The organism is Flavonifractor sp. An82 (assembly GCF_002159265.1).
In the GTDB taxonomy this organism is placed as follows: Bacteria; Bacillota; Clostridia; order Oscillospirales; family Oscillospiraceae; genus Flavonifractor.
Map to the genome: position 1 here is coordinate 1 of NZ_NFHG01000019.1, position 12,977 is coordinate 12,977.

Below are 12,977 nucleotides of genomic sequence, written 5' to 3' on the forward strand. Positions count from 1 at the left end.
CCCCGCCGCCGGAGCCCCAGCCCCCCGTGGAGCCGGAGAGCCCGGCTGAGCCGGAAGCCCCCGGCGAAGCGCCGGAGGAACCCGGGGAGCCAGAGGAGCCCGGAGAGCCGGAAGAGCCCGAGCCTCCCGTGGAGCCGGAAAGCCCGGAGGAGCCTGAAGAACAGGCAGAGCCCCTTCCGGCGGAGGAAGCTGCAGAGCAGCCTCAACCGGAGGAGGCGCAGGAGGAGACGGTACCGCCGGCTGAGGCGGAGCCTGCCGAGTCTGCGCCGAAGCCCGGCCCGGAGGTACAGACCGGTTCCTCCTCCCGGCGGAGCCGGAAGAGCAGAAACAAATCCAATCAGTCAAAATAAGAACTCGTAACAACTTTAGGAGGTTATCACTATGGGTGAAGCGCTCGGTATGATCGAGACCAGAGGTCTGGTTGGCGCCATTGAGGCCGCCGATGCCATGACCAAGTCCGCTAATGTTACCCTGATCGGCTATGAGAAGATCGGCTCCGGCCTGGTGACCGTGATGGTCCGCGGCGACGTGGGCGCTGTCAAGGCCGCTGTGGACGCCGGTGCCTGCGCCGCCGAGAAGGTGGGCGAGATCGTGTCTCAGCACGTGATTCCCCGTCCCCACACCGACGTGGAGAAGATCCTGCCCAAGCTGCAGTAATTGTAAGAGGGATCTGGTATGGGCAAAATCGGAATGGAATACCAGGACCTTGTCCGTCAGATCACCCGCCTGGTGGTGGAGGCGCTCCAGGAGCAAGAGCAACTGGAGCGCTCCACCCCCATCGGGGTATCCAACCGTCACATCCATCTGGATCGGGCGGATATGGATGCCCTCTTTGGCCCCGGCAGTGAGCTGACGGTCAAAAAGATGCTGGGCCAGCCCGGCCAGTACGCCGCGGAGGAGACCGTGACCATCCGTGGTCCCAAAGGGGAGTTGAGCCGGGTGCGTGTCCTGGGCCCCCTGCGCGGGGAGACTCAGGTGGAGATCTCCGTGGCTGACGGCTTTGTACTGGGAGTCAAGCCCCCGGTGCGGGAGTCCGGCCAGCTGGAGGATACCCCTGGCATCGAGATCATCGGACCCAAAGGCAGCGTAAAGAAGGAGCGTGGCGTCATCGCCGCGCTGCGGCATATCCACATGACGCCGGACATTGCCCGGCGGCTGGGATACCGGGACGGACAGTATGTGCAGACCAGAATTGAGGGTCTGCGGGGCGCGCTGCTGTGCAACGTGCTGGTTCGGGTATCGGAGAGCTATGCGCTGGAAATGCACATCGACGTAGAGGAGGCCAACGCGTTGGGAGTAAAGACCGGCGACCGGGCCTTCTTTTTAGAAGACTGAAGCAACAAAAGCAACGGAGGATGGGCCATGGGGCAGGAGCTGACAACATGCAACGAGACCCTTCTGGAGTTTGAGCGGCTGATCGAAACCGGCAGCTGCAATCCCTGGGAGGGCCAACTGCGGACAGGGGTGGATCTGGGCACAGCCAATATCGTGCTGGCCGTGGTGGATGAACACGACCGGCCGATCGCCGGAGCCACTTATCCCTCCACTGTGGTGCGGGATGGCATCGTGGTGGACTATATCGGCGCGCTGAACGCGGTGACCCGGCTGAAAGACGAGCTGGAAGCCCGGTTGGGGACCACCCTGGAGGTCGGCGCCTGCGCCATACCGCCCGGAATTATCGAAGGCAATGTGCGGGTGATCGGAAACGTAGTGGAAGGGGCGGGTTTCCGCCTCACCAACGTCGTGGACGAACCCACGGCGGCGGCCTCGGTGCTTGGCATCACGGACGGCGCTGTGGTGGACGTGGGCGGCGGTACCACGGGCATCAGCATTCTCAAGGACGGCAAGGTGATCTTTACCGGAGACGAACCCACCGGCGGCACCCATATGACCCTGGTGCTGGCGGGCTTCCACGGCTGGAGCATCCAGGAGGCCGAGCAGGCCAAGCGGGATCCCGCCCAGGAGAGCCGGGTGTATCCGGTGGTCAAGCCGGTGGTGGAAAAGATGGCCTCCATCGTGGGGCGCTATCTGAAGGACTACCCAGTGGACCAGATCTATGTGGTGGGCGGCGCCTGCTGCTTCACCCAGTTTGAGCAGACCTTTGAGAAATACCTGGGTGTGCCGGTGATCAAGCCGGCGGCCCCGCTGCTGGTGACCCCCCTGGGCATTGCCGTGAACTGTACACAGTAACAGCAGAAGTAGGTGAGGACCGTTGACGAATGAGCAGCTGAACAGCCTGGTGCGGGAGACCCTCCTGGTGGAGGAGTTGGCCCAGCGGGTGGTGGAGAAGCTCCTGGCGCGGATGAAGCAGGCGCTGGTGGTGTACACCGGTTCCAACATCAGCGCCCCAGAGGCCCTGGAGTCCATGAGACGCCTGCGGGCCGAGGGCTACACCTTCCGTGTGCTGCTCTCCCAGAGTGCTGCCGGCCTGCTGGACGCGGAGGCCATCCGCGCCGCGCTGGAGCCGGAGGAGCTTTGGATCGGCACACCGGGCGACACACCGGAGGCGCTCACCAAACAGTACGATACCATTATTGTGCCGGCCACCACCGTCCGCACCGCCGCTCATGTGGCGGCCTGCATGGCGGATACGCCGGCGGCAGCGGTGATCCTGGACGGCCTGATGCGGGGCAAGGATGTGATCCTGGCCACCGACGGCTGTTGTCCGGACCACCGCGAGCGGGCCAGGCGGGGCTTCCGCATGGCCGAACCCCTGAAGCAGACCCTGCGGGGCAATCTGGAGACCCTGCGCGCCTATGGAGCGCGTCTGACCTCCGCCGACCGGCTGGACCAGGCGGTCAAGCGGGCCATGGCAGCGCGTTTCTCTGTGGGCGCCGCCGGGGGCAAAGCTTCCCCGCAGCACCGGGCAGCCAATCCCATCCGGCTCAAGGGCCGGGTGATCGGCGGTCAGCAGTTGGCTGGCTGCCCCTCCGGCAGCACGGTGTGGGTGGAGCCCCACGCTCTGATCACCCAACTGGCAGCGGATGACGCCCGCCGGCGGGGAATCACCATCCGAAAAGAGACGTAAAGCAGGTGACACTATGTATTTGGGTAGAGTGATCGGGACTGTGGTCTCCACCAGCAAGAACGAGCAGCTGGTGGGCATGAAGCTCCTGGTCGTGGAGAAGCTGACCGAGCGCCTGGAACGGGAAGGCAGCAGCGAGGTTGCTGTGGACTCCGTGGGGGCCGGCGTCGGCGAGATCGTGATCGTCTGTAAGGGCAGCTCCGCCCGCTACGTCTTCGGAAAGGGCGAGGCCCCGGTCGACACCTCCATTGTAGGAATTGTGGATACGGTTGAGGTGGGCTGATGGCAAACTTATATACCAAAACCGGCGACAAGGGACAGACCAGCCTGGTAGGCGGAACCCGGGTCAGCAAGGACAGTCCCCGGGTGGAATGCTACGGCACCATCGACGAGGCCAATTCCATGCTGGGTCTGGCCTACGCCCAGACGGACCGGGAGTACATCCGCACCACCCTGCGCACCATTCAGGGCAGGCTCTTTTCCCTGGGCGCCGAGCTGGCCAGCGATGAAGACGGCATGGCCAGACTGAAAGGCCTGATCTCAGAGGAGGACGTGGCCTTCCTGGAGCAGGTAGTGGACACCTGCACCCAGACCACCGGCAGACAGACCCACTTTGTCATTCCCGGCGTGGACCCCTGTTCCGCGGCCCTCCATGTGGCCCGCACCATTGTGCGCCGGGGGGAGCGGCATATTGTTACCCTGGCTCAGCGCTACCCGGTGCGGCAGGTGGTGTCCCGCTACGTGAACCGGCTGTCCGACGCCATCTATGCGCTGGCCCGGCTCCAGGAGGACCTGGTGCAGGAGGACCAGCTGCGGGAGAAGGTGACGGCCGTGGTGCGGGAGCAGCTGTCCGGGAACCAGCCGAACGTCCTGCCGCCCTTTACCCTGGCCAATCTGCAGAAGTTGGCCAAGCGGGCGGAAGAGAAGGCGGAGCAGCTGGGGGTACCGGTGGTATTCGCGGCTGTGGACCAGGGCGGCAATCTGGTGCTCCTCCAGCGGATGGAGGGCGCCCTTCTGGCCAGCGTGGATATCGCTGCCGGGAAGGCCTATACGGCCAGCGCGCTGAAAATGGCGACCCATGAGCTGGGCCAGGCGGCCGGGCAGAGCGGGCCGCTGTACGGCATCGAGACGGCGATTCCCGGCAAGATCGTCCTGTTCGGCGGCGGCTTCCCCTACAAGGTGAACGGGGAAGTGGTTGGAGGCGTAGGCGTCTCCGGCGGCACTGTGGAACAGGATATGGAGATTGCCCGCTGGGCTATGTCCTTGTAAGGAGGAATAAACAATGAACCTTGATGAAGCTGTTGTGGAGTCCATCGTAAAAAAGGTGCTCTCCCAGTTGGAAGATCAGCAGTCCCAGGAAAGCTGCAGCGGCGGCGAGTGGGGCGTGTTCAAGACCATGGACGAGGCGGTAAGCGCCGCCGCGACCGCGCAGCAGGAATATCTGGGCCGCTCCATGCATGACCGTGCCAAATATGTGCAGGCCATCCGGGACGTGGTGCTGGACCAGGAGAACCTGGAGTACATCTCCCGCAAGGCGGTGGAGGAGACCGGCATGGGCGGCTACGCCTATAAGCTGGTGAAGAACCGTCTGGCGGCGGTCAAGACCCCCGGTATTGAGGATCTGACCACCGACGCCATGACCGGTGACGACGGCCTGACCCTGGTGGAGTACTCCCCCTTTGGCGTCATCGGCGCCATTACCCCCACTACCAACCCCACGGAGACCATCATCTGCAATTCCATCGGCATGCTGGCCGCCGGAAACGCGGTGGTGTTCAGCCCCCATCCCCGGGCCAAGGAGGTCTCCCTCCATCTGATCCGCCTTATCAATAAGGCGCTGGCCGTGGCCGGTGCGCCCGCCAACCTGGTGGTGACCGTGTCCGAGCCCTCCATCGCCAACACCAACGCCATGATGAACCACCCCAAGATCCGCATGCTGGTGGCCACTGGCGGCCCCGGCATCGTGAAGACGGTGCTCTCCAGCGGCAAGAAGGCCATCGGCGCCGGCGCCGGCAATCCCCCCGTGGTGGTGGATGAGACCGCCGACATCGAGAAGGCGGCCAAGGATATCGTGGACGGCTGCTCTTTCGACAACAACCTGCCCTGCATCGCCGAGAAGGAGATCATCGCGGTGGACTCCGTGGCGGATTACCTGATCTTCAACATGAAGAAGCATGGCGCCTACGAGGTCAAGGACCCCGAGCTCATCAACAAGCTGGTGAGCCTGGTGACCAAGGAGGGCAAGAGCCCCGTGACCGACTATGTGGGCAAGAGTGCCAAGTACATCCTGGAGCAGGTGGGCGTCAACGTGGGCGACGACGTGAAGGTCATCCTCATGGAGACCACCGAGGATCACCCCTTTGTGCAGGTGGAGCTGATGATGCCCATTCTGCCTCTGGTGCGTGTGCCCGACGTGGATGCCGCCATTGACATGGCCGTCCGTGTGGAGCATGGCAACCGTCACACCGCCATGATGCACTCCCGCAACGTGGAGAAGCTGACCAAGATGGCCAAGCTGATCCAGACTACCATCTTTGTGAAGAACGGCCCCTCCTACGCCGGCATCGGCGTGGGCGGCGAGGGCTATACCACCTTTACCATCGCCGGTCCCACCGGAGAGGGACTGACATCCGCCAAGTCCTTTGCCCGCCGTCGCCGCTGCGTCCTGGTGGGCGGCATGGACGTGCGATAAAACGGAGGTTTGGGCCATATGCAGGAGAATCTCATCGGCCTGGTGGAACAGGCTGGCGTGGTGGGGGCCGGCGGCGCCGGCTTCCCCACCCATGTGAAGCTGAAGGCCCAGGCGGATACGGTCATCATCAACGGGGCGGAGTGTGAACCTTTGCTCCGGGTGGATCAGCAGTTGATGGCCGGTCAGGCCGAGCAGCTGCTGGAGGCGCTGGACCTGCTGGTGGAGCAGGTAGGGGCCCAACGGGGCGTGGTGGCCCTCAAGGAGCACTATCACGCTGCGGTGGAAGCCCTGGAGCGGGCTCTGCCCGCCCACCCCAAGCTGTCCATCCACAAGATGGGGGGCTTTTATCCTGCCGGTGACGAGCAGGTCATCGTCTATGAGGTGACCGGACGCATTGTGCCGGAGGGAGGCATCCCCCTGAACGTGGGGGTGGTGGTGAGCAATGTGGAGACCGCGCTCAATGTGCTTGCTGCGGTGCAGGACCACACTCCGGTCACGGAGAAGTATGTCACCATCACTGGTGCGGTACGCACCCCCAAGACCGTGAAGGTGCCTCTGGGCGTCACGGTGGCACAGATGCTGGAGCTTGCCGGCGGTCCCGTGGTGGACCGCTGGCAGGTGGTCAACGGCGGCCCCATGATGGGCAAGGTGGTGTCACCCGACAGCGTGGTGACCAAGACCACCAAGGGCCTGATCGTGGTGCCGGAGGGCCACTCGCTGCTGAACAGTCTGAATCGCAGCGTGCCTCAGATGCTGCGGGACGCGGGCGCGGCCTGCATGCAGTGCTCCCTGTGCTCCGAGGTGTGCCCCCGGGGCCTGCTGGGACACCGCATCCAGCCCCATAAGATGATGCGTCTGGCGGCCTACGGCTCTCTGTGCGATCCCGCCTATACTCCCATGAATGCCTATCTCTGCTGCGGCTGCCGCCTGTGCGAGTACGCCTGCGTGATGGGCCTGCAGCCCTGGAAGCTCAACGGTATGCTCAAAGGCGAGATGGGCAAGAAGGGAGTACGCAATTCCCTCCACGAGCAGCCCCAGCAGGCTGCTCCCTTCCGCGACTTCAAACGCTATCCGGTCCACAAGCTGATCCAGCAGCTGGGCCTGAGCGCCTATGACGTGCCGGCTCCCCTGGAGGAGACCCTGTTCCACAGCACATCGGTGACCCTCCCCCTGAGTCAGGGCGTTGGCGCGCCGGCTCAGCCTGTGGTGAAGGAAGGGGACCGGGTGGAACGAGGCGTCCTCATTGCCGTCATTCCTGAAGGAAAGCTGGGGGCCAACCTCCATGCCAGTATGTCGGGTACTGTGGCGGCCGTTACCGAAAAAGAGATCGTCATTCGGCAATAAAGAAGAGAGGTATTGTTTATGGATCTGTTCGCTCTGGTCGCTGCTTTTGGCGGCGGTATCATCGGCGCATACATGGGCGCCCTCCCCGCATTTATCATGACCGGTATCTTCGCTCTGGTGGGCGGCGTGCTTACCGCGGCGGGCGTAGGCGGCGACATCGCCGTTAACATGCTGGCCTTCGGCTCCTTTGTGGGTCCCCACATCGCCTTCGCCGGCGGCGTTGCTGCCGCGGGCTATGCCGGCAAGAAGGGTAAGCTCTCCTCCGGCACCGACATTCTGTCCTCCCTGAACGGCCTGGGCGAGCCCGATGTCATCCTGGTGGGCGGCATCTTCGGCGTGCTGGGTTATCTGGTCAGCTACGGCATCGGCATGCTGCCCGTCATCGGCAACGCCGGCCCCGCTACCACCGACCTGCCCGGCATCACTGTGTTCATCCTGGCTGTCATCACCCGTCTGGTGTTTGGTCAGACCGGCCTCACCGGCAAGTACACCGGCACCGGCAAGCGTGAGTGGTTCTCCACCGGCAAGGGCTTTGTGTACAACGTGGTCCTGGGCGGCGGCATCGGCATCGTGGTCAGCTGCCTGGCCGTGGTTCTGTATCAGAGCGGCAACACCGCCGCCTTCGGCATCTTCCCCATCATCTGCTTCGGCTTTGCCGCCATCTCCCTGATCTTCACCCAGACCGGCTTTGCCACCCCCGCTACCCACCACATCTTCCTGCCCGCTGCTCTGGCGGCTTCCGCCGGCATCCTGGCCTGGGGAGAGGCTGGTTTCCTGCTGGGCGTGGTGTTCGGTATCCTGGGCTCCCTGCTGGGCGATCTGGTGGGCAAGACCCTGAACAGCCACTGCGACACCCACATCGATCCCCCCGCTACCACCATTTTCATTCTGACCATCATCATCAACGCCATTGCCAGCGTGATCTGACCGGCATAAGTTCGGGAATTCTGAGGAAAAGAGGCCTGTTATGGGAAAGTCCATCGGATTACTGGAACTGAAGAGCATCCCCGTGGGCGTGGAAACCGCGGACGCGGTGCTGAAGGCAGCCAATGTAGAACTTCTGACTGCCAGTCCCACTTGTCCCGGAAAGTATGTTATAATCATCTGCGGAGCGGTGGGAGCCGTCAAGAGCGCCATGGAGAGCGGGATGCAGATGGCGGGGATCTATCTGGTCGGCCACCACATCATCAACAACGTCCACGACTCGGTCCCCGCGGCTATCGTGGGTACGGCGGAGGTCCCGCGGACGGCAGCCATCGGCATGATCGAGACCATGACCGCCCTGACCGCCGTGCAGGCCGGTGATCTGGCCGCCAAGGCCGCCAACGTTACCCTGATGGAGATCCGTATCGCCAGAGGTCTGGGCGGCAAGGGCTTTATCCTGCTGACAGGGGAGGTCTCCTCGGTCCGTTCGGCGGTAAAAGCTGCCATGCATCAGTTGGAGGAAACGGGGGACATTACCAGCAGCTGCGTAATTCCGTCCCCCCATCCCGGCCTGATCGAAAAACTTTCCAACTAGGAGGTTGACTGCAATGACTGCACAGGATTGCCCCAACTGCCATTATCCGGCGCCCAACCGGAAGCAGGACAGGGAGAAGAAGGAAGTCCCCCAGAGTCCCTACCATGCCCCCGAGGCTGAAACTCCTGATGACTGCGCCCAGTGCTTCTATCAGCCTGAGGAGCAGGAAAATCAGAAAAATGAGGACTGCAATCAGTGCTTCTATCAGCCTGAGAAGTAACCAAACCGTCCGTCCCGCCGGAGCGTTGAGCGCTCCGGCGGGGCGGCATGCATAGAAAAGGATGTGAGCTGTGTGGAACGATTGATCGGGAAAAAAGCCCCCTGGTTTTCCATGGAGGCGCTGGCGGCAGACGGAGAGCACTTTACGCGGGTCAGCCTGTCTGACTATGCCGGAGAGTGGCTGGTGCTCTTTTTCTACCCCATGGACTTTACCTTTGTCTGCCCCACAGAGCTGACAGCCTTTTCCGACCGCCGGGAGGAGTTCCAAAAGGCGGGGGCTCAGCTTCTGAGCGTCAGCACCGACAGCGTGTACACCCATCTGGCCTGGCAGCGCAACGGCCTGGGGAAGCTGGGCTATCCCATGGCGGCCGACCAGAATCTGCGGGTGTGCGACAGCTACGGTGTGCTGCTGGAGGAGGAAGGCGTGGCTCTGCGGGGGCTGTTCATCATTGACCCGGAGCAGAAAGTGCGCTATAGTGTGATCCATGATAACAACATCGGCCGCAATCCGGAGGAAGTGCTGCGGGTGCTGGCCGCCCTTCAGACGGGTGGACTGTGCGCTGCCGGCTGGGAGGCAGGGGAGGAGAACCTCCATCCCCAGGTTCCCCAGCAGCTGCCCGCCTCCCAGAAGGCCAGAGACGCCATGGTGCGCATCTATACCATGCCCACCTGCAGCTACTGCCGCAGTGTGAAGGAATTTCTGCGGCAGGTAGGGGTGGACTACGAGGAGTTCGATCTGTCCCACGACAAGGCGGGGCAGGCCTTCATGAAGCTGCGGGGCTATACCGGCCTGCCGGTGACAGTCATCGACGGGGAGGAGATCGTGGGCTACGATATGCCCCGTATCAAGGCGGCCCTGGGGCTGGACGGACGGGATGAGGTGAAGTAAGATGGATCTGATGGACTTTGGACGGGTGCAGGAAGGTAAAATGCGCATCGTGCAGGAGATGGTGCCCGGCAAACAGGTGACCCTGGCCCACATCATCGCCAGCCCTGATGAGATCATCTACCAGAAGCTGGGCCTGAATCCTAATGTGGACTACCAGCAGGCAGCCATCGGCATCCTGAGCATGACCCCTTCGGAGATTTCTGTCATTGCCGGAGACATCGCAATTAAGAGCTCCAAGGTGGAGATGGGCTTTATCGACCGTTTCAGCGGCACCCTCATCTTTACCGGGCGTATCTCCAATGTACAGAGCGCCATCTCCGCCATCGTCACCTACCTGAAAAACCACCTGGGCTTTACCATCTGTGAGATCACGCGGACATGAAGAAGATCATACTGATGGGCCGCAGTGAGTGCGGCAAGACCACCCTGACCCAGGCCCTCAAGGGTGACGTGATCCACTACCACAAGACCCAGTACATCAACCACTATGACGTGGTCATCGACACACCGGGGGAGTACGCCGAGAACGCCACCCTGGCCAAGGCTCTGGCTCTGTACACCTACGAGGCCGACGTGGTGGGGCTGCTGCTCAGCGCCACGGAGCCCTATTCCCTCTATCCCCCCTGCGTCACCGCCTGCTGCAACCGGCCGGTCATCGGGATCGTGACCCAGATCGACCATGAGGGCGGGAACCCGGAGCGGGCCCACAACTGGCTGGCCCTGGCGGGCTGCAACCCCATTTTCCATGTGAGCTCCTATACCGGAGAGGGGATCTGGCAGATCCTCAACTACCTGCGGGAGCCGGGGGATGTGCTGCCCTGGGAGTCGGAAGAGGATGCCGAGCGGCCCCGGACGGTGTTGTCAGACAAATACGGCGCCCTTTGAGACGAGGAGGATACCCCTTGGATACCCATACATTTCTTCTGGCCATGAACCGCGGACGGTACAGCGAGGCGGAGGGCCTGGCGGGCAGTTCCTACTGCGTATTTACCGCCCCGGTGGAGCTGCAGGTCACCCAGGACCGGCTGTACCTGGAGGGAGACAACCTGGTGCTGGAGATGCTCTACGGCCTGCACAGTGAGCCCGGCGTCCTTCGCCTGCGGCAGGTGGACACCAACGTGGTACTGGAGGAGTCGCCCGCCGGCGGATTCGTCCGCTTCCTGGCGGATAAGCAGGTCAAGTACATCGGCCAGCTGCTCATGTACGCCCTGCAATTCAAGATCCAGGACCTTTCGGCCTATGTGGCCGGCTGTGCCGGTGCCATCAAGGAACTGGAGGACGCCCTGGATAATCGGCTGGACAACAGCGGCACCTATCAGCTGCTGGATTTCCGGCGCAGCTATACCCAGTGCGGCAACATGGTCATTGCGGTAAAGGAGATCCTGGCTCACATCGACAAGGGTTACTATCCCATGCAGATGCAGAACAGCTATGTGCTCCAGGGTCAGGTTATGCTGGAGTTCAAATTCCTGGAGGAGCGGTACGAGCTGACCAAAAATACCGTGATCAAGGATTTTGACACCTATACTTCCATTGTCAACAACAATATCAACCGCAGCGCCCGGCTGCTGAGCATCATCTCCCTGGCGGGCGTGACCCTGAATTTCATGTTCGGCGGTCTGCTGGCGGTCAATCCCATTCTGGGTGTGGTGGGTGGTCTGGCCATCGGCGGCCTGTCGGTGGGAGCCAGCGTCATGTACCGCACCAACAAGCGGGTGGAGAAACCCCTGGAGCCTGGCCGGCGGCGCTACGCCCTGGGATTCCACCGTAAGAAACTGACGGGGGAGGAGCCGGTCCGGACGGTGGAAGCGCAGGAAGAAAAGTAAAGATAAGAGGGCAATATACCGCCGCAAGACTCTGCGGCGGTATATTCTCTTTGAGGATGGTGCGCAAGTTCTGAGAGGCAAGGAGAGGAGTTTATGGAGTGTTTTTTTCGATTTCCCAGCGGGGCAGCACGGTAAGGCGTGAGGTGATCGGCGGCATTACCACGTTTTTTGCCATGGCCTACATCATCTTTGTCAATCCCAATACCCTGTGCCCCAACTTGGGTACGGCGGCAGAGCCCTTTTTCCCGGCTATGCCGGAAGAACTGTGGGGACCGGTGCTGGTGGCCACCTGCGTGTCTGCGGCCATTGGCTGCTTCCTGACGGGACTGCTGGCCAACGTGCCCTTTGCCCAGGCCCCCGGCATGGGACTCAATGCGTTCTTTACCTATACCGTCTGCCTGGGGATGGGTTACACCTGGCAGGAGGGCCTGGCCATCGTGCTGCTCAGCGGCCTTCTCTTCCTGGCTATCTCGATATCGCCCCTGCGGAAGAAGCTGATTGCTTCCATTCCTGACTTCCTCAAGCACGCCATCTCGGCGGGCATCGGTCTGTTCATCGCCTTTATCGGCCTGCTCAACGTAGGGCTCATCTCTATCAGCGGCGCGGTGCCCGCTCTGCAGCTGTCCATGGTGGTGGACGGGCAGCGGGTGTGGAACACCCAGGGCCTGCTCACCCTGGTGGGCCTGCTGCTGACCGCCATCCTGATGGCTTTCCGGGTGAAGGGGGCTGTGGTCATCGGCATTTTGGTGACCACCCTGCTGGGCCTGCCTATGAGTGTGACCCAGATTCCCGAGACCGTTACTATGGAGCATGTGACCCTGGCGCCGGTGTTCTTCCAGCTGGACCTGGCCGGCGTGTTCAGTAAGGGCCTGCTGCCCCTGCTGACGGCGGTGATCAGCTTTGCCATTGTGGACTGCTTTGATACCCTGGGGGCCCTTGTGGGTCTGTCCTCCAGCGCTGGATTGGAGGATCACGACGGAAGGGCGGACCGGGCCCTCATTGCCGACGCTCTGGCCACCTGCTGCGGCGCCTGCATCGGCACCTCCACTGTCACCACCTTTGCCGAGTCCTCCACCGGCATCGCCGAGGGGGCCCGCACAGGCCTGAGCTCCATGGTGGTGGGTGTGCTCTTCCTCTTCTCCGTATTTCTGGCGCCGGTGGCCGGCATTATTCCCGCCGCCGCTACCGCACCCGCCCTCATCATCGTGGGGGTGCTCACCATGCGCAGCGCCGCCTCCATCCCCTGGGACGACGTGGAGTGCGCTGTGCCCGCCTTTCTTACTGTGGCGGTCATGCCCTTTGCCTACTCCATTTCCGACGGCATCGCCTTCGGCTTCATCAGCTACAGCATCATCAAGCTGGTCCGGGGGAAGGGCCGGGAGGTGTCTCTGCTCACCTACGGCATCTCTCTGGTGTTTATCCTCAAGTATCTGCTGGGCAATCTTGTGTGACAAAACGGCACC

At 62.5% G+C, this 12,977-nt stretch carries 17 protein-coding genes and 1 pseudogene; all 18 read left to right on the top strand.

The genetic code is table 11. The annotated features are described in order from the left end of the window. Positions 1-350 (top strand): hypothetical protein (locus B5G34_RS14970; RefSeq protein ID WP_204245963.1); only part of this gene is annotated, 350 nt, incomplete at its 5' end. Positions 351-381: 31 nt separating this feature from the next. Then, positions 382-657 carry a propanediol utilization microcompartment protein PduA gene (gene pduA / locus B5G34_RS14975; protein ID WP_087339333.1) on the top strand — a complete coding sequence of 92 codons (276 nt, stop codon included), beginning with the start codon at positions 382-384 and terminating at the stop codon, positions 655-657. Positions 658-675: 18 nt separating this feature from the next. After that, entirely contained in the window at positions 676-1,335 is a 660-nt protein-coding gene (locus B5G34_RS14980; protein WP_087339336.1) for a phosphate propanoyltransferase, read from the top strand. A gap of 27 nt (positions 1,336-1,362) precedes the next feature. Continuing rightward, a complete protein-coding gene (eutJ, locus tag B5G34_RS14985; protein ID WP_087339339.1) occupies positions 1,363-2,190 on the top strand; it encodes an ethanolamine utilization protein EutJ in 828 nt (275 codons plus the stop codon). 22 nt (positions 2,191-2,212) lie between these two features. Further along, on the top strand, positions 2,213-3,028 hold the full coding sequence (locus tag B5G34_RS14990) for a flavoprotein (RefSeq protein WP_242957074.1): 816 nt from the start codon (positions 2,213-2,215) through the stop codon (positions 3,026-3,028). A gap of 13 nt (positions 3,029-3,041) precedes the next feature. Continuing rightward, on the top strand, positions 3,042-3,308 hold the full coding sequence (locus B5G34_RS14995; protein WP_087339342.1) for a EutN/CcmL family microcompartment protein: 267 nt from the start codon (positions 3,042-3,044) through the stop codon (positions 3,306-3,308). After that, entirely contained in the window at positions 3,308-4,294 is a 987-nt protein-coding gene (locus B5G34_RS15000; protein ID WP_087339345.1) for a cob(I)yrinic acid a,c-diamide adenosyltransferase, read from the top strand. The genes B5G34_RS14995 and B5G34_RS15000 overlap by 1 nt, the downstream gene beginning before the upstream one ends. Positions 4,295-4,307: 13 nt before the next feature. Then, entirely contained in the window at positions 4,308-5,717 is a 1,410-nt protein-coding gene (locus B5G34_RS15005; protein ID WP_087339348.1) for an aldehyde dehydrogenase family protein, read from the top strand. Positions 5,718-5,735: 18 nt separating this feature from the next. Further along, entirely contained in the window at positions 5,736-7,061 is a 1,326-nt protein-coding gene (locus B5G34_RS15010; RefSeq protein WP_087339351.1) for a 4Fe-4S dicluster domain-containing protein, read from the top strand. An 18-nt stretch (positions 7,062-7,079) separates the two neighbouring features. Then, a complete protein-coding gene (locus B5G34_RS15015; protein ID WP_087339355.1) occupies positions 7,080-7,988 on the top strand; it encodes a hypothetical protein in 909 nt (302 codons plus the stop codon). Between the two features lie 40 nt (positions 7,989-8,028). After that, entirely contained in the window at positions 8,029-8,580 is a 552-nt protein-coding gene (locus B5G34_RS15020) for a BMC domain-containing protein (protein ID WP_087339358.1), read from the top strand. A gap of 13 nt (positions 8,581-8,593) precedes the next feature. Continuing rightward, positions 8,594-8,800: a hypothetical protein gene (locus tag B5G34_RS15025; protein WP_087339361.1), complete on the top strand. Its 207-nt coding sequence runs from the start codon at positions 8,594-8,596 to the stop codon at positions 8,798-8,800. A 72-nt stretch (positions 8,801-8,872) separates the two neighbouring features. Beyond that, positions 8,873-9,358: pseudogene (locus tag B5G34_RS19505) on the top strand (peroxiredoxin); the annotation flags it as partial. 84 nt (positions 9,359-9,442) lie between these two features. Continuing rightward, positions 9,443-9,688: a glutaredoxin family protein gene (locus tag B5G34_RS19510; RefSeq protein WP_343286574.1), complete on the top strand. Its 246-nt coding sequence runs from the start codon at positions 9,443-9,445 to the stop codon at positions 9,686-9,688. Between the two features lies 1 nt (position 9,689). After that, positions 9,690-10,070 carry a BMC domain-containing protein gene (locus B5G34_RS15035; protein WP_204245964.1) on the top strand — a complete coding sequence of 127 codons (381 nt, stop codon included), beginning with the start codon at positions 9,690-9,692 and terminating at the stop codon, positions 10,068-10,070. After that, positions 10,067-10,573: a EutP/PduV family microcompartment system protein gene (locus B5G34_RS15040; RefSeq protein WP_087339368.1), complete on the top strand. Its 507-nt coding sequence runs from the start codon at positions 10,067-10,069 to the stop codon at positions 10,571-10,573. Before B5G34_RS15035 ends, B5G34_RS15040 begins: the two co-directional genes overlap by 4 nt. Before the next feature lie 17 nt (positions 10,574-10,590). Continuing rightward, positions 10,591-11,514, top strand: coding sequence for a CorA family divalent cation transporter (locus B5G34_RS15045; protein ID WP_087339371.1), 924 nt, complete (start codon positions 10,591-10,593; stop codon positions 11,512-11,514). 98 nt (positions 11,515-11,612) lie between these two features. Next, positions 11,613-12,965, top strand: coding sequence for an NCS2 family permease (locus tag B5G34_RS15050; RefSeq protein ID WP_242957075.1), 1,353 nt, complete (start codon positions 11,613-11,615; stop codon positions 12,963-12,965). Positions 12,966-12,977: the final 12 nt, after the last annotated feature.